This is a genomic window from Arthrobacter sp. StoSoilB5 (assembly GCF_019977235.1).
Classification (GTDB): Bacteria; Actinomycetota; Actinomycetes; order Actinomycetales; family Micrococcaceae; genus Arthrobacter.
This window is the reverse complement of record NZ_AP024646.1, coordinates 227636-252905: the sequence shown is the minus strand read 5'-3', so window position 1 is coordinate 252905 and position 25270 is coordinate 227636. Positions and strand designations below refer to the sequence as shown.

The window sequence follows — 25270 nt, the reverse complement described above, 5'->3', positions numbered from 1 at the left end:
GAATCGTGACGGAGAAAATCGAAAAAGTTTTGGGCATTTCTTCGAGGAGTTCCGAAGACAGCGCTCAGCGGCTAATGGAAGCCGTTGGCGAAGGACTTGGCAATGATGTGTTGGCCGGCAAACTGGTAGTTCAGAGTGCTTCCTTCGGCCGAATTTGAGATTGAAACGCCCAATTCGAATGCCAGGCTGGCAGGATCGATCGAGGCTATGGTGCAGCGGATCCGACGACTCTCCGCGGCAGGGTCTGAGCACGACCAGCCGGACGGCGCGGAGAACTTCCCCGGGATGAATGTGGCATTCTCTGACAGGCTGAAGATTGCTTCACCGGAGCCCGGTGTCCCGTCCCCCAGCAGTGAGAAGCCCACACTGATATCGCGCTCAGGTACCCCGCCTCCGGATTCCATGCCAAAGGCAGCATCGACCGTCTGCGATGCGGCAGCCATTGAAGGAGTGGCCTCTGTGGTTGAGGACACCGTTCCGGAGTTCGTGACATCCGCTGCCCGTTTGGGTGCGATTTCAGTGGATGCAGGACTCGGCGGAACCTCGATAGGCGTAAAAAGTTGCGGGAGCTGCGCCGCCGTTGGAGCTGGGGACGGGTGGGCTGGCGGCTGTGCCGTAGCCGTTGTTGGGTTGGATTCCCCGGGCGACGCGGAGGTGCCCGGGGCATCGTTGGCGTTGCTGGTTTCCGCACCGGACTGCCCGAACCATGCAACCAGACCAAGAATCGCCACCCCTGCAGCCATTACCGCAACAACAGCCACCTTCCACACGTTGCCGAGGGATCGAACTGTTACAGCGCTCTGCCCAGTGACACCGGACGGATTCGATGCCGCGAGCAATCCCGCAGTTGCGCCTGGAGTCAACAGGATGCCCGTCACCAAGGGGAAGAGAGCCGCCCTCATGGCACCCTGGATGTGGTTAAGTTCAAAGAGGAGCGCAGTGCACTTGGAACAGGTCTCCAGATGCGCACTGACTTTTTCGCGTGAGGTCCGTTTCAGGGCGTTCCGTGCATATTTGCCCAACTGGCCGGAATACTCCGAACACTCATCATCGGGTGCCAGCACCACGTGGTTTTGCAAATACGCCTGGCGGAGTCCCTCCCTTGCCCGGATCAGCAAAGACGACACTCCATTGGGGCTGACACCGATGAACGGCGCAGCAGCAGCCGGTTTCATCCCCTCAATGTCGACGTGCCAGAGCACCGCTTGCCAACGCTCGGGAAGCGACTTGAACGCCGCCGCCACAGCTGAGGATTCGAATTCCCTCAAGATGGGATCGGCGTCGACGACGGCGGAATCCAGGGTGGCATCATCCGGCGCGGACTGGGTGAGCCTTGCTTTCCGGTTCCGCGCATGCGCTGTCCGCTGGACCACTGTCAGCAGGTAGGCGCGGAAAAACTCCCGCGGTCCTTTGCCGCTGCTCAGAGCCTGGAACACTGATGCGAATGCCTCGGCTACGACGTCGTCGGCGTCGCTCGGGTTATCAGTATTCGCTCGCGCAACGTATTGAGCCGCCGCCAGATGCCGACGGTACAACAAGTCGAACGCATCAGTGTCGCCTCCACGGACCGTCGCAATGATTTCCTGATCGCTGACTGGTCCAGCGGTGATGGTTCCACCGCTGGAGCCAGTATCAAAATCGCTCCCCATAGGCCCAGTGTGACAGCAAATTCCGGGATGACTTGAATCGCAGGATGCTTAGGACTATGGGCTCAAATAACTCGAAATTTCCGCGACACGATCCGGCAGGAACGTGCACTAATCAGTTGGGAGCCTTCATGAACCAGCCGCGCTCGAAACGTCGATTTGGACCCGAAACCCTACTCGTTGTCCGGTTCGCCTACAGGCTTCTCTGCAGGCCAGTCGACGTCCTGCTCATAACCCTCATGCTTCTGCAGGTACGCGGCGATGTACGGGCAATGCGGAATGATGCGCTTGCCTGACGCCACCACATCATCCAAGGCAAAGTGGGCCAATACCTTGGCCAATCCCTGGCCCTTGAACTGGGACCTAGTTTCTGTGTGCGTGAAATCGATGTGACCGGGCCTATCGATGAATTGGGAAATCACCGCCAACTCACCGTCTACGCGGAGTTCATAGCGGTGGAATTTGTCGTTGCGCACTGTTGTGACGCCAGCGCGGAAGGAGTCTGCCAATGATTCGGTGTGCTCGGTCATGATTCGAGATTGGCACGTAAACCGTGCGCTGGCAATGTGGAAAGCTTCCCCTCGCGCTTTCGTGTCCCGTCCTGTACCGGCGGCGGTAGCACCGGCGTCGGGACCCTGCCAAGCAGCAGGACCGCGAGCGCGAAGCATGCAGCTCCCCCGCCCAGGAGCGCCAGCGTCAGGCCATTGAAGGCGGCATCGGCAACCGGGATAAGGACCACGACGGCGGCAGTCACCACAGCGGTCCGCGAGGGACCCCGGGCGTGGCTGGCCGCCGTCGGACGGTTCTCAAGGCGACCAAGGAGCAAGACGACCGGCAGCAGCAGGCCGATGACTGCGAAGAAGACGGGGATGCGCGCCCACCACCATTCCGCTGTACCGGCTGCCGGTTTGGGAAAGTCGGTGAGGAGCAGGAGTCCGGACATACCTACCAACAGCGGAAGGTGCCAGAGGTAGACGGTCATGGAGCGGCGGCCCGCCACGGCAATGATCGTCCGTATCCAGCGCACGGAGGCGATCCACCGTATGCCCGTGCCCAGGAGTTGGAGGGTTGCAGTCTGCGAGATGCCCAGGAGGAGCAGGCAAAGGCTGGGCGGATTGATGTTTACCACCATGTTGCCCGGATACACGCCCACGCCGGTCACCAGTCCGAGCAGAACGTTACTGACTACGATTGCCCCTACCAGCCAGGTTCTGCTGCGGTGCTCAAAAAAGCCGTCGGCCATGAGGAAGCCGAGCTGCTGGACTGCGCACCAGACAAACACCATGTTGATGAAGGCCAGCACGGGGACCGCTCCGCGCAGGGAATCAACGGTAATGATCAGCGCCACGAGTATGCCTAAGGTCGGCAATGGGGCACGTTGGTGGAGCCGGGCCATTAACGGGATGCTGAGCTGGGCTGTGAGGTACGCTGCCAGGAACCAAAGGGGCATCGCGGCGCCAGTGGTCATCAATTGGATCACCTGTGGATCCACGCCGAGGAGCAGTGCCACCCAGAGTCCTGCCCACATGGTCCCGAGCAGGGCCATGGCCGGACGGACCAGGCGCAGCAGTCTCAGCTGGGCGAAGTCAAAGCCGGTGCCACCACGTGCCCTCAACCGTCGCCACGACTGCAACCCGGTTACGCCGCCCAGCACGAAGAACAACGGGACGATCATGAGCACCCAAACCACTGGCGTGAACCAACTTTGCTCCATGAGCGTGTTTTCCGTGGTGACTTTCCCATCCCTGTGCAGAACGGGGCTGACCATCATGCAGTGGGCCGCGACCACCAGGAGCAGGCAGATGAAACGGACAAGGTCGATCGCTGGATCCCGCCGCACAGCCGGTTCCAGCCGCACAGCCGAAGCTCCCGGCACAGCCGTGGTCCGGCTGGCGGGAGGACGAACCGGCTTTGCCCGTTCCATGGCCCTCCCTACAAATACACGCGCCTGCGTGCTGACTCCATTGTCCGCCCGCAGCGCGGCGGGGGCCAGCCGCACTGCAGTTGGCACATGCTAAGCGCTCGTCCTGGTCAATAGGCGGCTCCGTTCCTCCGGATCCAAGGCGGTAGCGGACGCAGCGGCCGCCAGGCCAAAAGCGGCGTCCAGCACAGCTTTGTCCGCGGAGGCCGAAGCGCCAAAGGCGGCGAACTCGGCCGTGTGATGGGCCGCGCCCCTCACGTCGTAGCCGACGATCGGGTGGATGCTCGGCACCAGCTGGGAGACGTTGCCCATGTCCGTGGAAGCCACTGGCTCGGCATTGAAGGAAACGTCCCTTCCGATGGCCGTCATGGCTGCCCGGTAGGCGTGGGACAGGAACGGGTCTTGGCGGAGTTCGGCGTAGTCGTTGCCGGTTGGCGTGACTTGCAGGGTGCAACCGCTGGCGTGGGCGCCTGCTTCGAGGCACCGCCGGACCTTGTCCTGGATGATGCGCAGCTTCTCGATGCTCGGAGCCCGCATCTCAACGCTCGCCCGTGCACGCTCGGGGATGACGTTGACGGCGCTTCCGCCTTCAGTGACGATCAGCGAAACGATCGACGCCGTCGGGAGCTGCTGCCTGGCCAGCGCAATGGCGGTCTGCGCGACGACTAGCGCGTCCAGGGCGTTGACCCCTTCCATCGGGGCAGCAGCGGCGTGGGCCGGCCTGCCCTCGAACAACACGTCCCACATGGACATCGCCAAGGACGAACCGCCCACGACGTCTCCCCCGCCGGCGTGGACCATCATCGCCAGTGAGACGTCTTCGAAGAAGCCTTCCTCGATCAGGTTCACTTTGCCGCCGGTGGTCTCTTCCGCGGGCGTTCCGAGCACTTTGACAGTGATGCCGAGTTCGTCGGCCACCGCCGCCAGGGCCAGCGCCGCCCCCACGGCACTGGCAGCATTGACGTTGTGTCCGCAGGCGTGGCCGATGTCCGGCAGGGCGTCATACTCAACACAGAGGGCCACCACCAGTTCACCGCTTCCGTAGCTCGCGCTGAACGCGGTGGCCTGGAGTGGCTGGCGATTATCGAAGCGGAACCCGGCTGTCCGAAGCAGCCGCCTGACGCGCTTCACGGCACGGAACTCCTGGCCGCCGAGCTCCGGATCAGCGTGGATGGCGTGGCTGAGGTCCAGCAGGTCCGGTTTCCAGCGTTCTGTGGCGGCCTTCAGCGTAGCCTCGACGTCGCCTTGGGATTCGCGTACGACGCCGGCCCCGCGACTCATGCTGTTAAGTCCGGTGGCGGTCATGCGGACACCCCGGCTTTCTCGCGCTTCGGGTAGCGGGCGCTTGCCGCGGCCGCGATCAGCGCGGCCACTGCCAGTGCTCCCCAGATGGACAGAAGCCCGGCCTCGGTGATGCGGCCGGATTCCACAGAGGCTGAGGACAGCAGCTTCACGACGGCGGCACCCACCGCGATGCCGACGGACAGGGCCAGCTCGTTGAGCCCGGCCGCCGTCGACGTTTCTTCCAGCGGAACGCCTTCCACGGACAGCGAGCGCGTGCCTGCCTGGTACATCCCCAGGCTCAGGTTGAACATCGCAAAACCCACGCAGTACCAGGACAAGGACCCGTGGGCCACGATCATGACCAGGAAGCCGCCTGCCAGCAGCAGGCCCGCAAATACCAGGGTGGCGCGTTCGCCGAATCGGCGCAGTGCCCGTGCCGTCAGCAGCGAGGAAACCAGTGAGAGAACGGAAGCCAAAGCCAGCACAATCGCGATCATCAGCGGGCTGAGCGCGAACCCATATCCGGTCTTGTCCGGGTTGGAATGCAGGAAGATGCCGTTGGTGCCGAAGTAGCTGATGGACGCGAAGCCGAAGAAGAACGTGGCCACGGAAATGGCACGGATCCGTGGATTGGCCAGCATCCGAAGGTCCATGAACCTGCCGCCATGGGCCCCGCTGTAGTCGCGCTTTGCCCAGTAGGCCAGCAGGGCGAACCCCACCAGGCCGGCAGCCAGCGTGCGGGCGTCGAGCCAGCCCCATTCAGGCGCCATGGAGAGTGCCACCACGAAACCAATCAGCCCGAGGGAACAGGCCAGAAGCGGGAGCAAAGCGATGCCCTCACGAGTGGGGACCCCGGCGTCGGGCAGTACGAAGGAACAGACGAAAGCGATGACCGCGAACGGAACGGCAACCCAGAATCCAAGCGTCGGATCGGTGACGCCGACGATTCCTGCAAGCAGGCCGCCGGCTCCCACCATGATCATGAGCATGCCGATCATGACACTCACGCCGGTCCGGGTGTGTGCCGGGCTGCTGACGCGGAGGATTCCCATCATCAGCGGGATGAAGCCCACAACGCAGGTCAGCATGACGACGCCAACCGTCACCGTCCACAGCGACGGCCAGAGCGCCATCTGGAGCACGCCCACCGCTACGACGCCGGTGGACCAGCGTAGAACAAGCCGGTATCCATAGCTGTCGCCAAGCCTGGAAATGATCGGCGTGAGAACCGCAAAACTGACGTTGGAGATGAGGAAGATGCCGTTGATGGTGGGGTCATCAATCTCGAAGACGGGTCCCAGCGCAGGCAGTATCGGGTTCAGGTATCCCTGCGTGACTCCGCTGAGCGACTCGATCAGTGCCATTGCCAGGATCATTCCCGCGATAGTCCTGCGCGTTGTGGCCCCTGTCGCAGGAGGTGCTGTCTTGCTTGCCATGTGATTCCTTGTGGTGTTGTGCCTGTGGTCTTCGGCGGATTCGCCGGCGGTGATGCGAGTCACAACGCTAGTGTTAGCGGTTACACTGACCATGAAATTGTTGGAAAATCACTTGAGGCAGGCAATTTTGAAAGAATCAGCCATGATCTCAGAGCTTGACCTCGAAATCGTTAATGCGCTCCAGATCAATCCCCGCGCCGAATGGAGCCGCGTGGCGGACGTGCTGGAACTGTCTGGCCCCACTGTGGCACGCCGCTGGCAAGCGCTTTCGGAGCAGGGCTTGGCATGGATCACGCCGTCACCAGGCCCGCGGTATTTGAGCGCCGGGTGGTCCGCGTTCATCCAGCTATCGTCGCTGCCCAGCGAAAATGAAGCTCTGGTCCGGCAATTGTGCGCGGAACCTGCCTACGGAACCGTATCGCTGGTCTCCGGATCCCATGATTTGTTCGTGGATTGCTTCGCATCGAGCCACGAAGAACTCATGGACATCGTCACGGGATCCTTCCCGTCCCTGCCTGGCATCACGCACAGGGAGGTCGTATTCGTCACCAAGCTGTACCGGCAGGCATCCGAGTGGCGCAGCGGAACGTTGGAACCTTCACGGGCCCGGCTCATGTCGACGGAACCGCTGCCTGCGCCGGCAGCCTATTCGCCCGACACGTTGGACGCGACCCTTTTGGAAGAACTGGCTTCGGATGGGAGGGCAAGCTGGGCGGACCTTGGTGCAGCTTGCGGAGTTTCACCGCAAACCGCCCGACGCCGGGTGGAACGCGTCCTTGCCTCGGGCTACATGACGCTGAGGTGCGATACGTCCGGAGCTGCCAACCGGGGATTGCGGGAGGTCACGCTTATGCTCAATGTCCCCGCCCGCGACGTAGACGATGTGGGGCGCTACTTCGCTGCGCAGCCGAATTGCCGCCTTAGCGCCCAGGTGCTCGGCGCGCAGAACCTCGTAGTCACACTGTGGGTCCGCGACTATTTGGAAGCCCAGGCGTTTGAACGCGAGCTCGCGGAGCGTGCGCCCGGGAGCTCAGTGATCTCGCGGCAAGCCGTGGTCCGGACGTACAAACGCCTCGGCCACATCCTTGACGAATCCGGGCGCAGCCGCAGCGTGGTGCCGTTGCCCCTATGGAGGGAGACGCTGGATGGAACTCCCTCAACTAACCGTTGACGGAAACTTCCTCAGGCGCGGGTGCAGCCTGCGAATCAAAGGCCGCAATCGATAGCTCAGCTTTCTTGAGGAGCACCGCCAGCTGCTCGACTTCCTCGGGCGTAAGTCCAGCCAGCATGTTGTGCTGCGTATCAAAGTGCTTCGAAATAACCTCGTCTATGAGCGCCTTGCCATGCTCGGTCATCTGGGCAAAGACGACGCGGCGATCCTCCCGCGACCGGACGCGCTCAATGAGGTTCTGCTCCTCCATCCGGTCCAGCCTGAAGGTGATTCCACCGGTGGTCAGCATGGAAGAATTTGCCAGTTCACCGGCAGTTTTCCTGTGCGGCGGTCCCGAGCGGCGCAGGTTGGCCAGTACATCGAAGGACGCCAAGGTGAGCCCATACGGCTCATAGATCGAGTCCTGCACGGCACGCTGTGCGGCCACTACGCGCAGCAGTCGCCCAAACACCGCGATTGCGCTGGGATCAAGGTCGGGCCGTTCGCGACGCCAGTCCTCGATGACCAATTCAACGACGTCGGATTCAGCGGCGTCGGATTCAGCGCTTGGTGTCACAGGGACCATTGGTATCCTCCTTGTTCGGTCTAAGCATCTTAACACTGAGTTTCCCAATAACATGGACTGTTTATGCCAATTTCGATACTCAGATCCTTGTGACGCCTTCCAATTTACCTTAGTATTGAGATAGTTAGAGTCGAGGGAACCGGAGCGAAGGCTCCCCACCGGCTCAACGGTCCCATCACAACAAATCCGAAGTGAGGTCCAATCATGAGTAAAGCCCTCGATGCAACGACTGCTGAGCTCGAGGAGCTGATCGATTCGTCCATCGCCTCCCTTGAGAGCCGGGTTGTCGATTTCGATACGCTCAAGTTCCAAACCAAGATGGGGGAAAAGTTCCGGCGCGGCCAGGTCCGTTACATAGGATCAGGGGCCACCGGTGACCACTCGGACGATAACACCATCCTCCAGGCAGAACACTTCACGTTCTCCAACATGGTGTTGCCCGCCGGATGCGTCGGTCCAGAACATACCCACCCGGACGTCGAAGAGGTGTTCTTCGTCCTCGAAGGGCAGGTCGAGTTCAGCGTGCATGACGTGGAAGACGGCACCAGGATGGCAAGCCGCGTGTTGGGCTACCGGGACTTGATCCGGGTTCCAGCCGGCGTTCCCCGTAGCCTGCGCACCGTCGGTGACCAGGACGCCATCATCTGCGTGATCATTGGAGCCAAAAAGCCCGAGATTCCCTTCTACCCACCCACGTCCGAGATGCATGGCGTGACGCGCTAGGGACCTCTTCAAACACGAAACCCGGGTACCGCCGATACGGCTGGTACCCGGGTTTCGTGTTTCCAGGGGGCGCTTCAGAGAAGAACCATGTATGCGCAATAGGTAGAGCCTGCGGTTCGGGATTCCCCGAGCCGCAGGCTCTACCAAATACCTTCCGACCTCAGGCGCTCCCGTCCAGGAGAATGGCAGCCTGCTTCTGGGCATCAGCCTCGTGGACCCGACGGATCCGGGCTACGCCAAGATCGTGCTGGTACAAATGCTCACCCCTGTCCGCGTCCGCGGCCAGTGCCTCAAGCAATTCACGGTCCTGTTCCAAGACCGCCCAGTGCTTCTCCTCAAGAGTGGCCTTGTACATGAAGCGCCAAACGTCCCGCTCCCAGTCTGAGACAGTCCGAGTCCGCCAGTGGAAAACAGCCGAGGTGTTTTCATCAATAGGCGTGGACATTCCGACAATGCCGAAGGACCCTCCGGGGCCTGCCGATTCCGCGTAGGGGATCTCCAGGTCCACGTAATCCATGGATTCGCGGCAGAATTCCACCCAGTCGAAGTTCTTGCCACGCTGGTCCGTCTTTTCGAAGAAGAACCCGCGATCAGTTTCACGGATGCGGAACCGGGCGCTGGTATCGCCGCCAAACATCGAGTGGGAGTCGCGGTGCAGGAACGCGCCATGCATCGGGTCCAGGACATTGTCCATGTAGTAGCGCCAAGGACTAATCCATTCAGCGTAGTTTGAAAACCAGGAAATCTCCGGGTTGTCCAACCGGTCTGGAAGCTTGAACCCGGTGACCTCCGAATCTTCGGTGAGCGGCACGAAAGCAAAGATGGTGTCAGCCCCCTCCGCGACCGCCAGCGAGGCAGTAACCGTCCTGCCCTCCAGCGCGCAGCCGGGCATGCCCGGAACCGACACAACCGTCCCTTGGCCATCGACCTGGACGCCGTGGTACTTGCAAGCCACGCGGTCCCCCAAGTGCTGGCCCACCGACAGCGGGGCGCTGCGGTGGGGGCAGCGGTCCTCCAACATGCGGATCTGGCCAGTGGCATCACGGAACAGCAGCCAGTCCACACCCAACCGTTTGACTTTGACCATGTCCCCCGTGCCAACAAAGCGCGAGGGGTAAATCGGGTACCAGCGGTCCCTCAGTCCGGTGGCAGCGAGCTCGGCAGCATCGAGCTGGCGTCGGGTACCGACGACGTATTTCCTCTTGCCTTTGCCGGCAGCCTTGCTTCCAGCGGCAGCTGTGGCCGTTTCAGTTGTCATGTCCTACTCTCCCAGTCGTCGCATTTCAGAACGGAAACGGGCTTCATCCCAAGGCTGGCCATCGGGGGCGTTCAACCCCAGGTTGTTCAGCCCCGTGATGATCGCCGGAAGCTCATGGGTTCCACTGGCAAAGATCTCTGTCAGCGCCCCCGCCAGCTTCTGTTCGTAAGGATGAGGCGGACCCACCCGGGACTGGTTTGCTTCAAGATACTGTTCAAGCATTGGCTTCCTCCTGTGGTGAGCCGACGGCGTGCAGGCCTTCGGCGATTTTCATGAATGACTTGGTCCACTCGTTGAAGGAGTGGGGCCGGCTGTGGTGCGCTGGCGCGGGGGTGTTGTCGATGATGACAAAGACCCCATTGTCGATGCCGCCGGCAACGCTTTGAGGCTTCGAGATATCTGTGTCGCTCCGCGGCGCCGCGGCGATAACGAGCGAGGGAGCCTGCACGCGTCGGAGCGTGGTGGTGTATCCCTCCAAGGTGGTGTCAACCTCGGGGTCACCTAGGATGATGCTCTTGACCTGCTCAGGGTATGTGGCAGCCAGCATTATGGCGCCGTAGGCCGCCGCGCCCGTCGCCAGAATGTGCGCTGGGCCCGACGGGGACCCGCGCAGCGCCGAGGAGGCCGCGTCGACCCACATCTCCAGCTGGCGCGGTGAACTGCCGACGTCGATGGCAAGGCTGATCTGGGGTTCCCAGACACGGGCCCCAAGAGCGTCCACCTGGCTGGCAAACCATTCGCTGGCTGAAGTTCCGGCATTCAGGCACACTACGTCGTGCTGTGGCGTGGACTCCTCGGGTTCATATCCGAAGTCAGAATCAATAACCGTACTCAATGTCATCTACTCCCCTATACCTTTTTCGTCCCGGGTTGGAACATGCACCGGCGGCACGAATGCGCCCGGTACGGGATCGAGTGCCGTGACATCGATCTCGATTACCGCGGGCCCCCGAACCGCAAGCGCTTCGGCCAGGGCTTGATCAAAGGTCCCGGTACCTCGAACCCGCCAGAATGGCAGCTGCAGCGACTGGGCCAGCAAGTCAAAGTCGGGCGTATGCAGGTTGACGCCTGCTTCGGCAAAGCCGTTGGCTTTCTGCATGTTGCGCAGCACGCCGTAACCGGCATCGTTGAACACCAACACCACGCACCAGACACCCGAGCCACCCAGGGAGGCGAGTTCACCGAGGTGGACGGCCAGGCCGCCGTCCCCGGCAATAACTACCGTGGGAACATCGGGACGGGCGCAGGCAGCGCCAATGCCCATCGCCAGCCCTTGGCCGATGCCGCCTCCGAGCGGGAAAATGTTGGTTTCCCGGGAGTATATTTCGAGCAGGCGGTTGCCCCACTGGCTGGAAGGAATCGTGACATCCCGTGCGATAACGGATTCCCGGTCCAGTCGCCGTCGAATGCTGGTGCAGATTTCGGCATAACCTCCTATGTACTCAGTCAGTGCGGTCCGCACGTCCCGCCGGACGGTCCGCACCTGATCGGCCCACCCGGGTTCCACTGAATGGGTGGCCAGCTGGTTGCCGATCGCCTCCAAGATGGTCCGGGAGTCTCCCACCAAGCCCAGATCGGCCGGATAGACACGGCCCACGGCAGCAGGGTCCAGGTCCAACTGGATGTGCGGGGTGGGCAGCTTGAGCGCGTAGTGCTGGGTCTCGTTGGAACGGAAGTGCGTTCCAATGCTCAGCAGCAGGTCGGACTCCCCGATCAGCCGGATCGTACCGGGGTTGGAGGCGAAATTGCCGATCACGAGATCGTCGTCCTCCGGGACCACGCCGCGGCCGGAGTTGCTGGTCAGCAAACCAGCGCCCAAACGGTGCAGCAGATCCCGAAGCTCCTTTTCCGCGCCAGCGGCACCTCCACCGGCCCAGATCAGTGGCCTTTTGGCGCCCGCCAGAAGCTTCACAGCCTTCGCAACAGCTTCGGGCTCGTAGTCCGGCAAGGGCTTGACCTGCGCGTCGATTGGACGCTGGTCCTCCGGAAGCGCCAGATATTGCAGATCCGTGGGCCATTCGATGCTGGCGGGTGTGTGCGGCGCCGAATACAGGTGCGCGATTGCCTCCTCCAGATCGGCCTCCACGTCCTTGGCATTGAAAATCGTGCGCGCGTAGCCGGAAACCGCGTGGAGCATCTGCAGCTGGCGCGGCACCTCATGGATCACTCCGCGGGAGCTGCCCATGAATTCGCTATCGATCTGGCCTGTCACGTGCAGCACGCGGCTTCCAGCGGTGAGCGCCTCAACCATGGATCCAGCCGCATTGCCGGCTCCCGTACCGGTGCTGGTCAGGGCAACGCCGATTTTGCCCGAGGCACGGGCATAGGCATCAGCGGCGTTGACTGCTGCTGCCTCATGCCGGACGGCTACAAAGTTCAACTCACGGTCCACTGCCTCCACGAGTGGCAGGTTGTGGATGCTGATGACCCCGAAGGCCGTGTCGATGCCGTGCCTGCGCATTACCCGGACAAGGACATCGCCGCCCGTTTGCTCTCTTGGGACGGCTGCTGCTTGCGGTTCTGACATGTCTGGATCTCTTTCATGTTGAAGGTCCGGCCGGCCGAGAAGCTTCGGAGACTGCTTAGACATACCGGCCCACTCCCCCGCCGACGTCGATTGAGGCGCCTGTGGTGTAACCGCTCAGTGGCGACAGCAAGCTGACGATGTGGAACGCAACTTCCTCGGCTGTGCCGAAGCGACCCAGTTTGATCCCGCGGTCCTTGGCTAGTTCCGCACTCCAAGCCTCGTAGTCCAGCTCAGTGGCGGCATTTTCGAACCGCCTGCGCCATTGGCCGGTGTCCACCAGCCCCAGCAACACCGAGTTCACGCGGGTACCGTCTTCGGCCAGGTCCTCAGCGAGGGAATGCGTAAGATTCAGCAGTCCGGCACGGGCAGCAGATGTGGCGGCCAGGCGCAGCTCAGGTTGCCTGGACAGGATTGCGTTTACGTTAACCACCGAGCCATGTGCCGATGCAGCCAGGGCAGACCTGGCGGAGCGGACCATATTCAAGACGCCGAAGATCTTCAAACTGAATTCGTCCCGGATCTGTTGGTCGGTGGTTTCCTGGAGCGTGGCCATCAGGGAGCGGCCAGCGTTGCAGACGAGCCCATCAACCGCGCCAAAGCTGTCAAGCGTGCCGGCGATAAACTTGTTCGTCGCGTCCTGGTCGGTGACGTCACAGGACGCCAGGTAAACCGAGCGCCTGTCAGCCCAGGAAAATTCATCGAAGGCAGCTGCCAGGCGGCCAGCGTCGCGGGCGCAGGCTGCAACCTGGGCGCCTTCGCCGAGCAGGTATCGGGCGGTGGCAAGGCCGACGCCTGAACTCGCCCCGGTAATAACGACAGTGCGGTCCTTCAATTGCAAGTCCATGTGGGCTTCTCCTTATTCAGTGGCTTTGCCTCTGAGCGTGCATTCGTGGGTGGTAATTTCCGGCGGGACTGGCACGTAGTTCATGGTTCAGAGTGGTTTAGTGGCCCATAACAAAGCCGCCGTCGACCACGATGGTCTGGCCAGTGATGAAACCTGCGGCATCGGAAAGCAGGAACTGGACAACGCCTGAGACGTCCTGGGGCTGCTGGTCCCGGGCCAACACCCTGTTGTCCGCGTAGAGCTGGTATCGGGAGGCAGGTACCGACTCGGTGGCTTCCACCCGGGTCAGGCCCGGGGCGACTGCATTGACCCGGACTCCGGACGCGCCCGCATCACGGGCCATGGTCCGGGTCATTGCCAGGACGGCCCCTTTTGATCCGACGTAGTGGACCAGTCTCGGGGAGCCGTAGAGTGCCGCGTCGGATGCGATGTTAACAATCGAACCCGCCTGCTTTTTGGCCATTTGTGGATAGAGGTGTTTGCTGACGAGCCAGGTCCCGAACGCGTTCACCGTCATGACCCGTTGGAAGAAGTCTTCGTCCAATTCCCAGAAAGTGTCTCCGCCCACGCCGTCGGCCAAGGCGGCATTGTTGACCAGCGCATCCGCGCCGCCGAGCTGTTGGACCGCGTCGGCCAAGGCCGCGACCGAGGTGCTGTCCGCGATGTCGGTGACGACCGCCGTCGCATCAAGCCCTTGTCCGCGCAGAGTTGCCGCGGCCTGCTCGGCCAAGTCCGCATTCTTCTCGGCAATGACCAGGCGGTCCCCGCCGCTCCCCAGCCGTTCGGCGATATCGAAGCCGAGGCCTCGGCCAGATCCAGTCACTACCACTAGTCGTGTCACTTGAGTCTCTTCCAAAAAGCGAGGATGGCAGCGGACATTTCCGCCGGTTTCTCTTGTATGGCGGCGTGTCCGGCACCAGGGATGATTTCAAAGGCGGCACCCGGAATGTTCTGCGCAAGGATCCTGGATTCCGTCACGCCGGTGACCACGTCGTCCTCGCCTACCAAAACCAGTGCCGGGACCTGCAAGTGCGGCAGGAGGGCGCTGGTGTCGCTTTCCGCCATCATCGTCGCCGCTGCCGAATAGCCGGGCAGGCGGACCGCTGCCATACCGGCTCGCACAGCTTCTGCGATCGACGGCGGGGCGGACTGCGAGACCAGATTCGGCGCCCGCCGGGCGGCCAGGGCATGAGGGCCGGCCGCTGCCAGTTCCGGCACGCGCGCCAGCATGCGCTCCGCCCCTTCCTTTGTGGTCGCTGAGCCCCGTGTGCTGTCCGCCAGCACGATGGACCGCACTGCCTCCGGCGCCTGTGCTGCTACCCGGGTGGCAATCACGCCTCCCCAGGAGGTGCCGATCAGATGGACCGGCCCGATGCCGAGCCAGGCAAGAACATCCAGGACGACGCCGGAATGGTCCATCTTTCCTGCCGGGTCCGCGGATGCGCCATAGCCCGGGGCATCCCAGCAAAGCGTCCTGTAGCCCTGCGCGCTCAGCATTGCGGCCAGGGGCCCGCATGATGACGCGTTGCCGCCGATGCCATGCATTAGGAAGACCGGCGTCCCTTCACCGCGAACCGCCAGCGAAATCCCTTGCGGTGAAGTCCACCGTTCAGTTCTCGGCTGCCCGGTTTCTGCTTGGAGGGGCGGAGATTCGACTGGCCGCGGCGGAGGGCGGCTAGGCATGGACTTTTTCTGCGGCAGAGGTTTCAGGAACCGTGAAATAGTCCTCACGTCCCGGGACCACGAGGGAACGGTATCCGCTATCCGGAATGCCCGCCATTGCGGTGCGGACGGCTGAGGTAGGCGGACCTGCGGTTCCCCACTGGTCGGACAGCTCGGGAGTCCGCTTCCACGTGCGGCACAGCCAACTGTCCTCGTCCACTTGGGCCACTTCCGACGTGTACTCGCAGACCAGGCCGGCCGGGTCCGTGAAGTAGGAGAAGGTGTTATCGCCGGGGCCGTGCCGGCCCGGCCCCCACTGCGGCGCGATGTTGTGTCGCTTGAGGCTGCCGATGCCGCGCATGAAGTGATCGATGCTCTGCATTTCGTAGGCAACGTGGTTCACGGATGTCCACGGAGCCTGGTTGAACGCGATGACGTGGTGCTCGCTGTTGCAGCGCAGGAAGGCCATCTGGTGCTCCGACCAGTCGGAAATCCGCATCCCGAGCACCTGTGTATAGAAGGCGGTGGCGCGGTCAATATCAATGGTGTTGAGCACCACGTGGGCGATCTTGCGGGGAATGGCGCGCCGACCGGAGGGCTCCAGGCTGACCACGGCATGGACATTGGCGGAGAGTTCCACCAGGCGGCCCTCTGGATCCACCAGTTGCAGGCCATAACCGCCGGCAGCATCGTCCAAGGGGCCGGGCTCGCGAAAGAGAGGAATGCCCAAAGCGGCTAGCTTAGTGGCAGCAAGATCCACGTCCTGCGGTGTAGCGAGGGCGAAGGAGACCCCGCCGAGGGCATTATGTTCGCCCTTTTCCAGCTTCAGGATGTGGTGTTCGGAGCCGGTTCCGCGGAGCCAGAACTTATCGGTGTCCTCCTCCACCATCGAGAGCCCCCAGACCTCCTGATAGAAGTCCTTTGCCGGCACGGAGTCAGGCACTTTAAGGGATACGGAACGCAGTGACCGCAGGTTACAGACGGGCTCTGCTGCAAAGTAGTTCATGGGATCAACCTTTAGTCGGGTGGTAGATGTACTAGAGATCCAAAATCAGTTCTCGGGACCGGCAGCGTGAGACGCAGACGAACATCGATTTGCTCTCCGTCCGCTCGGCCGGGGTGAGCAGGAAATCGCGGTGCTCAACATCGCCCTTGATGACGCGGGTTTCGCAGGTTCCGCAGATGCCTTCGGCGCAGGAGCTGGGAACGTCCACGCCGGCTTCGTTCAGGGCATCGAGCACGGAGACATCCGGGGCCACCGGGATCCGTTGACCGGTGCTTTCGCAGATGACGTCGAAGCCTGTATCCGACTGATCCGGTTGTGGGAGGATTTCCGGTGCCTTGAACCGTTCGATCCTCAGCCGCGATTCGTCGGTCATAGCGTGGGCAACAGCCTGCATCAGCGCTTCAGGACCGCAGGCATAGACCAGTGCTTCAGAGGGCAACGCGCCAACTGCAGCGGCGAGATCAGCATGGTCCCCATTGGTTTCATCCATGGCGTGGATGGTTACCCGCTCCTGCGGGAGCGCAGCGATTTCGGCCAGGAAAGCCATCGTGGAACGGGAACGTCCGGTGTACAGCAAGGACCAGTCAGCCCCGGCGGCCTGCAAGCGCCGCACCATGGAGATGATCGGCGTAATGCCGATACCGCCTGCGACCAGCACGTACCGTTCAGCCTCGTCCAGCTCAAAGTTGTTGCGCGGGCCTTCTACTGTGATGAGCGCGCCGACCGGCAATTGCTCATGGATCAGCTTGCTGCCACCGCGGGAATCGGACGTCCGCAGCACGGCCACGGTCCAGCTCCTGGCGTCCTCGGGAGCCGAGCACAGAGAGTATTCGCGGGTCAGGCCGTTAGGCAGGTGCAAGCTCAGGTGGGCTCCGGGAAGCCACTGCGGGAGCGGCGCACCGTCAGGATCCACAAGGGTAATGCTGGCGATGCCGTCAGCTTCCCAGGTTTTTTGCTGGACCCGGAGATGACGCACTGCCGTGCCCTTGATTCCCAGGCCTTCCTGCTGCCCCGGGCTGCCCCCGGGCGACGGAACGTCCTCATACCCCATGACGTCACGGTCTAACGGTCCGCGGTTCTGAGTCTCGATACTCATCAGTACTCAATTCCGCCGGTGCGCGATCGCTTCGATTTCAACCGTTGCCCCGTAAGGTAATGCGGCTACTTCCACAAAGGAGCGCGCCGGGCGGGGTTCGTCAAAGAGCAGCTCGTAGTGGCTGTTCGCCTCATCCCGCATTGTCACGTCAGTGACGAAGTAGGTGGTTTTGACCACGTCCCGCAGGGTCATGCCAACCGATCCCAGTCGCTCGGACAGCCGCGCCGCTGCAGCCACCAGGGCTTCCGTACGGCCGGTCACGGCGGTGCCGTTTTCGTCCACGGACAACGCCCCGGAGACAAAGCCGAATCCTCCGGCTGCAAACGCTGGGCTGTAGGGGTGAGCGTTCATTTACTTACCTTTCTGAGTGCAAATTTGAGTCAGCAGGCTCGGACAAGGCGCCGGCCCATGGGAGGGGTGCGCCGGAGAGATCGACGTAGATGCTCTTCTGGCGCATATAGGAACGAATACCGTCGCGGCCTTTTTCTGTGCCGAGACCGCTTTGTTTGAACCCGCTGAACGGGGTGGCAATGCTGAATTGCTTGTAGGTATTGACCCAGACAGTGCCAGCCGAAACCGCCCGCGCAATTCTCCAGGCCACGCGGTAGTCGGCGGTCCAGATGCCGCAGGCGAGCCCGAAGACGCTGTCGTTTGCCTGGACGATCAGGTCGGCTTCATCGTCAAACGGCAGGACTACGGCCACCGGGCCGAAAATCTCCTCTTGGCAGATGGGCTCAGAGTTGGCCACGCCGGCAATGATGGTGGGCAGGTAGTATGCGCCAGCTTGCAGTTCCTGGTCCGCGGGAGCCGCGCCGCCGCAGAGAATCCGGGCCCCGGATTCCCGGGAATCGTCCACCATCCTGGCAACGCCGTCGCGGTGGGCAAGGGCAACCAGTGGTCCCACCTGCGTGCGCGGATCCGTTCCAGGCCCCACCCGCAAAGATTCCGCTCCCTTGACGAGCCGTTCCACCACGGCGGCGTAGATGGAGCGTTGAATAAAGACACGGGAGCCTGCAATGCAGCTCTGCCCGCTCGAAGAAAAGATCCCGAACAGAACACCGGCAACGGCTTGGTCCAGATCGGCATCCGCGAAAATGATGGTCGGCGATTTCCCGCCCAGCTCCAAGGTGATCGGCATGATCTTCTCGGCGGCAATGTGGCCCAGTTGACGGCCAGTGGAAGTGCCACCTGTGAAGGAAATCTTGCCCACATCCGGGTGTCGTGCCAGTGCGTCACCAACGGTCCGCCCGGGGCCGGGAAGCACGGAGAGCAGACCTGCCGGCAGGCCGGCTTCGTCGCATATCCGTGCCAGCAGCAGCGATACCCAGGGCGCCCATACGGGTGGCTTCACTACGACGGCGTTACCCGCCGCGAGGGCGGGGGCCACCTTTTGTGCGTCGCTGGCAATCGGTGAGTTCCAAGGCGTTATGGCGCCTACCACCCCGATCGGTTCATAGGTGGACAGGCTCAGGTAGTTCCCGCGAGGAGGCGTCACTGCATCCTCCATGGTCTCCAGCGCGGATGCAGTGAACCGGAAAGTGGCTGCCGCGCTCAAGGCCAGCGCCCGGGTTTCCGCAAGGGTCTTGCCGGTGTCCAAAGTCTGCAAGGCGGCGATCCGGTCCGCGTTGAGCTCGATGGCGGTGCCGATCCGGTGCAGCACGGCAGCGCGTTCGTGGGGTAATTTCCGCGCCCATCCAGACTGTTCCACCGCCTTTAGACCTGCTGCTACCGCCTTGTCGACGTCCTCCGTGGTGGCGCCGTGCAATGTCGCGAATACCTCGGAAGTGGCTGGATTCACCGAATCGATCACGGCACCGCCGCCTCGGGTCCACGTGCCCCCGACATAGATTTCGTCCAAAGTGTCCAGGCAGAGTTCGGTCTTGAACTTGTTGTTCTCAATCGGAGCGTCCGCGTCAATAAGCCGCGGTGCGCTCCCTGCAATGCTGTCCGTACTCATCTTCAGCTTCCGTCCATCTTCTTCATCGGCTTCGGCGCCTGCTACGTGCTGGCTGTTGGCCCGGGCTTCCGCCTCAAGCTGTGAGCTACACCATAGATCTAAGAATATCAGTATTAAGATACTTTAGGTCAAGACTTTTTTGATGCTGGCTTTTTTGTGGTCTTTCAGGGCTTCCGGCCGGGCCAGGAAACCCCATGCGTGATTGGGCTAGCGCCAGGTCATGCGCAGCTGAAGTCGTGACTGCGTCCATCCGGCCGGCTGGGGCTGGTCTCCCCGCGTAGGGCGCCCCGGTGGATGGGATGACTGATTTGGCTCAGGGGAAGGCCGGAGGCATTCCCCTTGGCCGCGATCACCTCTGCCATGATGGAAACTGCGGTTTCGCTGGCCGTGCCAGCGGAGAGATCCAAGCCGATCGGGGACCGGAGCGATGCCAGAGTCGCGTCCGTGTGGCCCAATCCAACCAACCGGTCCCGGCGGTCGCGGTCAGTTCGACGGGAGCCCATGGCACCGATGTAGGCGAATCCATGTCTGAGTGCTGCATCAAGGACCGGAACATCGAACTTGGGATCATGGGTCAACACGCAGATGACGGCATCCCGTGCAAGCGCTCCCCGTGCGATTTCCTGCCGAAGGTAGCGGTCTGGTTGGTCAACTACGATCTCGTGCGCCCCTGGGATCCGCGCAGCTGTGGCGAAGACAGCCCGAGCATCGCACACGGTGACATGGAAACCAAGAAAAGACCCTAGATGGGCAAGGGAGGCGGAGAAATCGATGGCGCCGAAGATCAGCAGCCGGCGGGGCGGACGGTAGACATCGATCAACAAAGACACTGATCCTGCAGTGCCGGTCGTGGCGAACGTGACCGGCAACGTAGTTCCGGAGGCTATGGCTTGCTGCACCGCATCGTTGGCCGCGCTGACAGTTGCGAACGGAAGGGTACTCCCGACGGACAGCCCGGTGATTTCTGCATCCTGTAAAACCAACTCCGAGTGGCCGACGAGATCAGCTGGTCCGTCGAAAACCGTGACCATGGCGCAGGGCAGATTTTCCCTCCGCGCCCGCAGGAGTTCGACAAATTCCGGGCATGAGGCTGGCGCGTACGGTTGGATGAAGATCTCAATGCTGCCCCCGCAAGTCAGGCCGATGGCTAAACCGTCGTCGTCAGTTATGCCAAAACGGTGTAGTTCGGGCACGCCCGAGGCCAGCACGTCCGCGGCGGATTCCAACACACTTGCCTCTACGCAACCACCCGAAACGGAGCCGACGGGCGTGCCTTCGTCGCTGACCACCATGGATGTTCCAACGGCCCGTGGGGCAGAGCCTTCCGTGCGGACCACGGTAGCCAACGCAACGCGGGAGTTGTCCCGCAGCGCCTCCTCAAGGACCTCCAGCACCTCCCGCATTCCCGTCAGCCCCGCCTCTGGTGGGCCTGCGCAACGCGGACAGCGTTGTAGACACGTTCCGGCGTCATGGGCAGGGAGGTGAGCTGGCCCCCGGTGGCGTCGGCGATAGCCTGGGCAATCGCCGGAGCAATCGGCAACATGCCACCCTCGCCCATCCCCTTGGCCCCAAACGGGCCCGCACCGTGGCCCTGTTCCTGGGTAATGGAAGAAAACCTACGCGGGATGTCCTCGGCCAATGGGACACGATATAGGAGCGCCTCGGCGTTAAGCAGCTGGCCGTCGTCGTTGTATCGCATTTCCTCAAAAAGGGCTTGCGCCAGTCCGAAGACCGCCGCTCCCTCGTCCTGGCCGCGGCAACCCAGCTTGTTCACAACCTTGCCGGCGTCCCCGCTTACCACCAGCTGCAACAGCTCCACTTTGCCGGTTTCCGGATCGACGGACACTTCGGCAGCGGCCCAGCCGATCTCCCAGAACACGCATGGTGCCTCCAGCGGTGCACGGAGGGAGCCACGGACCTTGAAGTATCCGTCCGCGGTGAACTCGAAGCCTGTTCCGCCAAAACTGTGCATGATATGGGGCGAAAGCGGATGGGTTTTGCCGTCAGAGTCAATGATTTGCCAGTTGACGAGGCGGATCGATTCGCGGTCCAAATCCATGTTTTCGGCCGCGAAGTCCAGCACGGAGTTCCTAACCCGTTCAGCGGCTTGGAGTACCGCCTGACCCATCACTGCGATGCCCGAGGACGCGTTCGTACCTTGGTCGAAAGGAGTATTGTCCGTGTCAATCGGTGCGTATTTGACCCGCTGCGGATCACACGCAAGCACCTCCGCGACAATTTGGCAGAGGGCTGAATGACCTCCTTGCCCCATCTCCGTCAGACCGCAATTCAGCACCACATCACCGTTGGCCGTCACTTTGACCCGCGCCTGGGCGGGCTTGTTCACGCCGCCGCCATCTTTCAGACCAATCGCAACGCCCATGCCGCGGTTACCCGAACGGTCACGGTTGCGGTAACCGATCGCATCTGCCACGAGATTCAGGCCATGCTTGAGGTCCGAGTCGATGGGTGTTTCTCCGGGAACGAAATCCTCGCCCAGATTTTTCACGTTCTTGAGCCGAAGCTCCAGCGGGTCCAGGCCCAGCCGCTCAGCAATGAGGTCCACCTGCCTCTCGCTGGCCCAAGTGGCCTGAGTTGCACCAAAACCACGGAAAGCGCCGGCCGGCACGGTATTGGTGATGACGGCTTGGCAGACTGAATCGATCCGCTTCCAGCGGTAGGCCCCCGGCATCCGATATCCCGCCTTTTCGGCCACGAGCGGACTGGCGTCCGCATAGGCGCCACCGTTGAGCAGCACGCGTGATTGGCGGGCGACGAATTCCCCGTCTGCCTTCAGCCCGGATTTCACCGTGAGAACCGCGTCATGCTGGCTCAATGTCAGGAAGACTTCCTCCGTGGCCATGCTGTAACGAACCGGCCGACCACCCGAGAGTTGTGAGAGCCGAATGGCGATCGGCTCAGTTTTTGGGCCGTTCTTGGCGCCGAAAGCCCCTCCCAAGAGCGGAACGTTCACCCGGATGCGGTTTTCCGCCAGCCCGAATATCTTCGCCAGCTCCTGGCGCATCGGGAAGGGACTTTGGGTGGACGTCCACACCTCGATCTCCTCGGACGTGGCCACGGCAACAGTCGCAAACGGCTCAAGGTGCATGTGGTTCATGCGGGAGAAGGTGAAGGTGTCCTCGAAGATGTAGTCGCATTCCGTCCAGGCATTCTCCGGTCCCGTTTGGTAGCGGAATTCATAGCTGACATTGTGGCCGCTGAGCGCCGTTCCCGAGGCACCGTCGCCATAGTCGGGAAAGGCAGCGAATGGCTCTTCGGGGAAAATCAGGGGTGCGGAAGGATCCAGCGCTGCTTGTGGGTCGAAGACCGCCGGGAGCAGTTCGTAGCTGACACGAATCAGATCCAGTGCGGCGAACGCGGTGCGTTCATCCTCGGCTGCCACGGCAGCAACGACGTCGCCCACGTAGCGGACCGAGTCGCTGGCCACGATTGGCTGGTCTTTGACGTATGTGCCGTAGCAGTTTAGTCCCTGGATTTCGTCGCGGGTGACGACGGCGGTGACTCCTGCCATGGATCTGGCCGCCGAAGCATCGATGCTGAGGATCCGGGCATGCGCATGCGGACTACGCAGTACCTTGGCGTGGAGCATTCCAGGCTTTTCGACGTCCACTGTGTAGACGGCGCGTCCGGTGACTTTTGCTGTGGCGTCGAGCCGCGGGAGGTTGCGTCCAACGATCGGCTGGTCTGCAATGGCGACAGGAGTGGCGGCGTCGGTCATGAGGACTCCTCGTCCGGCTCTCGCTCCCGGGCTAGTTCGGCGGCCCGCTCCACGGATTCCAGGATCATCTCGTAGCCGGTGCAGCGGCAGGTGTTCGAACTTATCCATTCCCGGATCTCCTCCCGATCCGGCTGCGGATTTGCACGAAGCAGCCCGGTGGTCAGCATCAACATGCCGGACGTACAGAAGCCGCATTGGAAGCCGCCACACTCCCGGAACGCGCGCTGCTGGGCGCTCAGTGTCCCGTCGTGGGCAGCCAAACCCTCAACTGTTTCAACGCGTGTACCGTCAATATCGAAGGCAAACGTGGAACAGGCAGCCACAGGAAGATCATCCACGAGCACAGTGCAAGCACCGCAGACACTGCGCTCACATGAACTGCGTACGCCGCGTTTACCGAAGCCGTTTCGGAGCAGGTCCAGGACGGTGGTGCTCGTGGGGACGGCCTGTTTTTCCACGCTTCCGTTCAGCTCAAATTCAAGCTCAACGGTGGGCTCGTCGCTGCCGGCGGCTCGGGGATCTTGTGAGTCGAGGCTCATGGTCGGGTCCTCATTTCTTTTGGTTTCCGGTCGCCCTGGCAAGAAGGCGGCGGGTGAGTACGCTCACCAGATGGCGCCGGTAGGCGATCGTTCCTGCGTAGTCTCCAGCCTCGTCCGGCAGCTGAGCCGCGAGCGCGGTGCCCACGAAGTCCGCATCCAACTCGGCAATGGTGGATGCCTCGGCAGCATGTGACAGCACGAACGGCCGCCGGTACTCGCTGCCGCAGACAGCCGTGATGGCTAGTCCCGCCACTGCATGCTTGCGCACTGCGAGCGACACCGTGCTCACTGGACGCATGGAGCGCTCATAGCCGTACCACAGCAGTGTTCCTGTCTCTACTGACACAGAGGTCAAGATGCCGGAGATCCCGGCGTCACTGTCCCACAGGGATGACACGGGAAGGGTGGCGAGGTCTTCGCCGGCCTGAAAATGCATGTGCCCGTCAAGGGCCGAGAAAATGATCGGCAGCTCGTACCGGAATCGGCGTGCAAGAAGGTTGCCGCCGAGAGTGCCGCGGTAGCGGATACGAACAGTGGCTATCGATCCCCAGGCAGCTGCCAGGGCGGGCAACGACGAAAGGATTTCCGGGCTCGTGCTCCCGCCGTGGTGAGTGACCAAGGAGCCGATCCGCAAGACTCCGCGCTCTTGGGAAATGGCGCGCAATTCGTCGACGTGCTGCAGGGAGATCAGGACGCCGGGTTCACACCCTTCGCGAAACTGAGCCACCAGATCCGAACAACCTGCCGCAATCACCGCCTCGGGGTGTTCTTGAGTGAGAGCCGCAGCTTCGGCCAGGGAAGTAGGCCGATACAGGATGAATGGAGGCAGTGCGGACTGGTTCTGGGCTATCAACCCTGCCCCCAACTTTTGGGCACGCAATAATGGGCCTTCCTTCGCTTTGGCTTGAATCAATACCAAGTATCTGAATGCTAAGTTTTACAGGTGTGGCGTGCAATAGCCCAGCCCCAAGCGCATGCCGGGCGACCCTCGGTTGGGTCATCCGGCATGCACTTGGATTAGGCCTTTACGCCGGGCGATCGCCCCGGAGAGTTACGCGGTGCATGAGCCTGTAGTGCGGGTTGTAATCGCCCACGGCATAGTGTTGCGTCGATCGGTTATCCCAGATCACCAGCGAGTTGGGCTCCCAGCGGAATCGGACTTGGTATTCAGGCGTCTTTGCCAGCCCGGTGAGCATGTTTCGCAAGGAGTCGCTGAGCTGCGTAGGAACTCCGGAGATGCGGGAGGTGAACAGTTCGTTGACATAGACAAGCTTGCGGCCGGTTTCCGGATGCTTGCGCACCACAGGGTGGGTCATGGGTGGGTACTTGCGGCGGGTTTCCTCGTATCGAGCCTCGCCGTTCTCGCCTTGGCGGACAACGGCTGTGAGCTCCTTTTCCCAGTCATGCACAGCCTCAAGGCCGTCAATGAGGTCCTTCATCGTTTCCGGCAGTGCATCGTACGCGGCGGTCATGCTGGCCCAAAGCGTATCGCCGCCGCAGGGTGGGATTTGCTGGGCATGGAGGCAAGTCGCTGAATTGGGCGTCGCCTGCCACGTCAGATCGGAGTGCCAGACGTCGGTTCCGGCAGCCCGCCCGCGGGACTCAAGTACTTCGATGTACGGATTTCCAGGGAGCGAGGGGAAGAACGCACTTACTTCCTGGGGGTCACCGAATACTTTGGCGAACCGGATCTGGTCCTCTGGGCCGATGTGCTGATCGCGAAGAAACAACACCTCGTGTTCCAGGAAGGCTGAGCGCAGCTCTTCTTGGCACTCAGGCGTGATCTCCTCGCGAAGATCCAGCCCATGGATAAAGGCACCGATGGTAGGTGTTGCCCGTTCCAGGGTGAATGTTTTGAACGCTGACTCGTTGCTGCTCATAGTAGTTCCTTTCTCT

24 protein-coding genes are annotated in these 25270 nt (G+C 62.1%); 2 read left to right on the top strand and 22 right to left on the bottom strand.

Annotated features, from left to right (window positions below; genetic code table 11):
* Positions 1-71: 71 nt before the first annotated feature.
* The 5 genes from LDN75_RS01245 to LDN75_RS01225 all read right to left on the bottom strand — a co-directional run bounded on the left by LDN75_RS01245 (position 72) and on the right by LDN75_RS01225 (position 6287).
* Complete coding sequence (locus LDN75_RS01245) at positions 72-1649, bottom strand: RNA polymerase sigma factor (protein WP_223935388.1); 1578 nt, start codon at positions 1647-1649, stop codon at positions 72-74.
* Positions 1650-1819: 170 nt separating this feature from the next.
* Positions 1820-2176 (bottom strand): GNAT family N-acetyltransferase, encoded by a 357-nt coding sequence (locus LDN75_RS01240; RefSeq protein WP_223935387.1) that lies wholly within the window; start codon positions 2174-2176, stop codon positions 1820-1822.
* The gene (locus LDN75_RS01235; RefSeq protein ID WP_223935386.1) at positions 2173-3570 is read right to left on the bottom strand and encodes an acyltransferase; all 1398 of its coding nucleotides are present in this window, start codon (positions 3568-3570) and stop codon (positions 2173-2175) included. Before LDN75_RS01235 ends, LDN75_RS01240 begins: the two co-directional genes overlap by 4 nt.
* A 90-nt stretch (positions 3571-3660) precedes the next feature.
* Positions 3661-4872 carry a M20 family metallopeptidase gene (locus tag LDN75_RS01230; protein WP_223935385.1) on the bottom strand — a complete coding sequence of 404 codons (1212 nt, stop codon included), beginning with the start codon at positions 4870-4872 and terminating at the stop codon, positions 3661-3663.
* Entirely contained in the window at positions 4869-6287 is a 1419-nt protein-coding gene (locus tag LDN75_RS01225) for an MFS transporter (RefSeq protein ID WP_223935384.1), read from the bottom strand. Before LDN75_RS01225 ends, LDN75_RS01230 begins: the two co-directional genes overlap by 4 nt.
* Before the next feature lie 142 nt (positions 6288-6429).
* Between LDN75_RS01225 and LDN75_RS01220 the strand changes: the two genes are divergently transcribed.
* Entirely contained in the window at positions 6430-7458 is a 1029-nt protein-coding gene (locus tag LDN75_RS01220; RefSeq protein ID WP_223935383.1) for an Lrp/AsnC family transcriptional regulator, read from the top strand.
* Here LDN75_RS01220 and LDN75_RS01215 read toward each other — a convergent pair.
* Positions 7448-8023 (bottom strand): MarR family transcriptional regulator, encoded by a 576-nt coding sequence (locus LDN75_RS01215; RefSeq protein ID WP_223935382.1) that lies wholly within the window; start codon positions 8021-8023, stop codon positions 7448-7450. The genes LDN75_RS01220 and LDN75_RS01215 overlap by 11 nt on opposite strands.
* A 204-nt stretch (positions 8024-8227) precedes the next feature.
* Between LDN75_RS01215 and LDN75_RS01210 the strand changes: the two genes are divergently transcribed.
* On the top strand, positions 8228-8746 hold the full coding sequence (locus LDN75_RS01210; protein ID WP_223935381.1) for a cupin domain-containing protein: 519 nt from the start codon (positions 8228-8230) through the stop codon (positions 8744-8746).
* Between the two features lie 160 nt (positions 8747-8906).
* On the opposite strand, the gene LDN75_RS01205 is transcribed toward LDN75_RS01210, so the two are convergent.
* The 16 genes from LDN75_RS01205 to LDN75_RS01130 form a co-directional block, all read right to left on the bottom strand.
* Complete coding sequence (locus tag LDN75_RS01205; protein WP_223935380.1) at positions 8907-10004, bottom strand: Rieske 2Fe-2S domain-containing protein; 1098 nt, start codon at positions 10002-10004, stop codon at positions 8907-8909.
* A gap of 3 nt (positions 10005-10007) precedes the next feature.
* The gene (locus tag LDN75_RS01200) at positions 10008-10226 is read right to left on the bottom strand and encodes a recombinase-like helix-turn-helix domain-containing protein (RefSeq protein ID WP_223935379.1); all 219 of its coding nucleotides are present in this window, start codon (positions 10224-10226) and stop codon (positions 10008-10010) included.
* Positions 10219-10845 (bottom strand): alpha/beta hydrolase, encoded by a 627-nt coding sequence (locus LDN75_RS01195; protein WP_223935378.1) that lies wholly within the window; start codon positions 10843-10845, stop codon positions 10219-10221. The genes LDN75_RS01200 and LDN75_RS01195 overlap by 8 nt, the downstream gene beginning before the upstream one ends.
* Entirely contained in the window at positions 10846-12531 is a 1686-nt protein-coding gene (locus tag LDN75_RS01190) for a thiamine pyrophosphate-binding protein (protein ID WP_223935377.1), read from the bottom strand.
* A 55-nt stretch (positions 12532-12586) separates the two neighbouring features.
* Positions 12587-13375 carry an SDR family oxidoreductase gene (locus LDN75_RS01185; protein ID WP_223935376.1) on the bottom strand — a complete coding sequence of 263 codons (789 nt, stop codon included), beginning with the start codon at positions 13373-13375 and terminating at the stop codon, positions 12587-12589.
* A 97-nt stretch (positions 13376-13472) separates the two neighbouring features.
* Positions 13473-14216, bottom strand: coding sequence for a 3-oxoacyl-ACP reductase family protein (locus LDN75_RS01180; RefSeq protein WP_223935375.1), 744 nt, complete (start codon positions 14214-14216; stop codon positions 13473-13475).
* Positions 14213-14920 carry an alpha/beta hydrolase gene (locus LDN75_RS01175; protein WP_223935374.1) on the bottom strand — a complete coding sequence of 236 codons (708 nt, stop codon included), beginning with the start codon at positions 14918-14920 and terminating at the stop codon, positions 14213-14215. The genes LDN75_RS01180 and LDN75_RS01175 overlap by 4 nt, the downstream gene beginning before the upstream one ends.
* A gap of 130 nt (positions 14921-15050) precedes the next feature.
* Positions 15051-16043: a VOC family protein gene (locus tag LDN75_RS01170; protein WP_223935373.1), complete on the bottom strand. Its 993-nt coding sequence runs from the start codon at positions 16041-16043 to the stop codon at positions 15051-15053.
* 31 nt (positions 16044-16074) lie between these two features.
* The gene (locus tag LDN75_RS01165) at positions 16075-17139 is read right to left on the bottom strand and encodes a PDR/VanB family oxidoreductase (protein ID WP_223935372.1); all 1065 of its coding nucleotides are present in this window, start codon (positions 17137-17139) and stop codon (positions 16075-16077) included.
* A 6-nt stretch (positions 17140-17145) separates the two neighbouring features.
* On the bottom strand, positions 17146-17490 hold the full coding sequence (locus tag LDN75_RS01160) for a RidA family protein (protein WP_223935371.1): 345 nt from the start codon (positions 17488-17490) through the stop codon (positions 17146-17148).
* Between the two features lie 4 nt (positions 17491-17494).
* The gene (locus tag LDN75_RS01155) at positions 17495-19096 is read right to left on the bottom strand and encodes an aldehyde dehydrogenase (RefSeq protein WP_346347156.1); all 1602 of its coding nucleotides are present in this window, start codon (positions 19094-19096) and stop codon (positions 17495-17497) included.
* Between the two features lie 218 nt (positions 19097-19314).
* On the bottom strand, positions 19315-20499 hold the full coding sequence (locus tag LDN75_RS01150; protein ID WP_223935370.1) for an XdhC family protein: 1185 nt from the start codon (positions 20497-20499) through the stop codon (positions 19315-19317).
* A 5-nt stretch (positions 20500-20504) separates the two neighbouring features.
* Positions 20505-22835, bottom strand: coding sequence for a xanthine dehydrogenase family protein molybdopterin-binding subunit (locus LDN75_RS01145; RefSeq protein ID WP_223935369.1), 2331 nt, complete (start codon positions 22833-22835; stop codon positions 20505-20507).
* On the bottom strand, positions 22832-23374 hold the full coding sequence (locus LDN75_RS01140) for a (2Fe-2S)-binding protein (RefSeq protein WP_223935368.1): 543 nt from the start codon (positions 23372-23374) through the stop codon (positions 22832-22834). Before LDN75_RS01140 ends, LDN75_RS01145 begins: the two co-directional genes overlap by 4 nt.
* Positions 23375-23384: 10 nt before the next feature.
* Complete coding sequence (locus LDN75_RS01135; protein WP_223935367.1) at positions 23385-24254, bottom strand: FAD binding domain-containing protein; 870 nt, start codon at positions 24252-24254, stop codon at positions 23385-23387.
* A 145-nt stretch (positions 24255-24399) separates the two neighbouring features.
* Positions 24400-25254, bottom strand: coding sequence for a TauD/TfdA family dioxygenase (locus LDN75_RS01130; RefSeq protein ID WP_223935366.1), 855 nt, complete (start codon positions 25252-25254; stop codon positions 24400-24402).
* Positions 25255-25270: the final 16 nt, after the last annotated feature.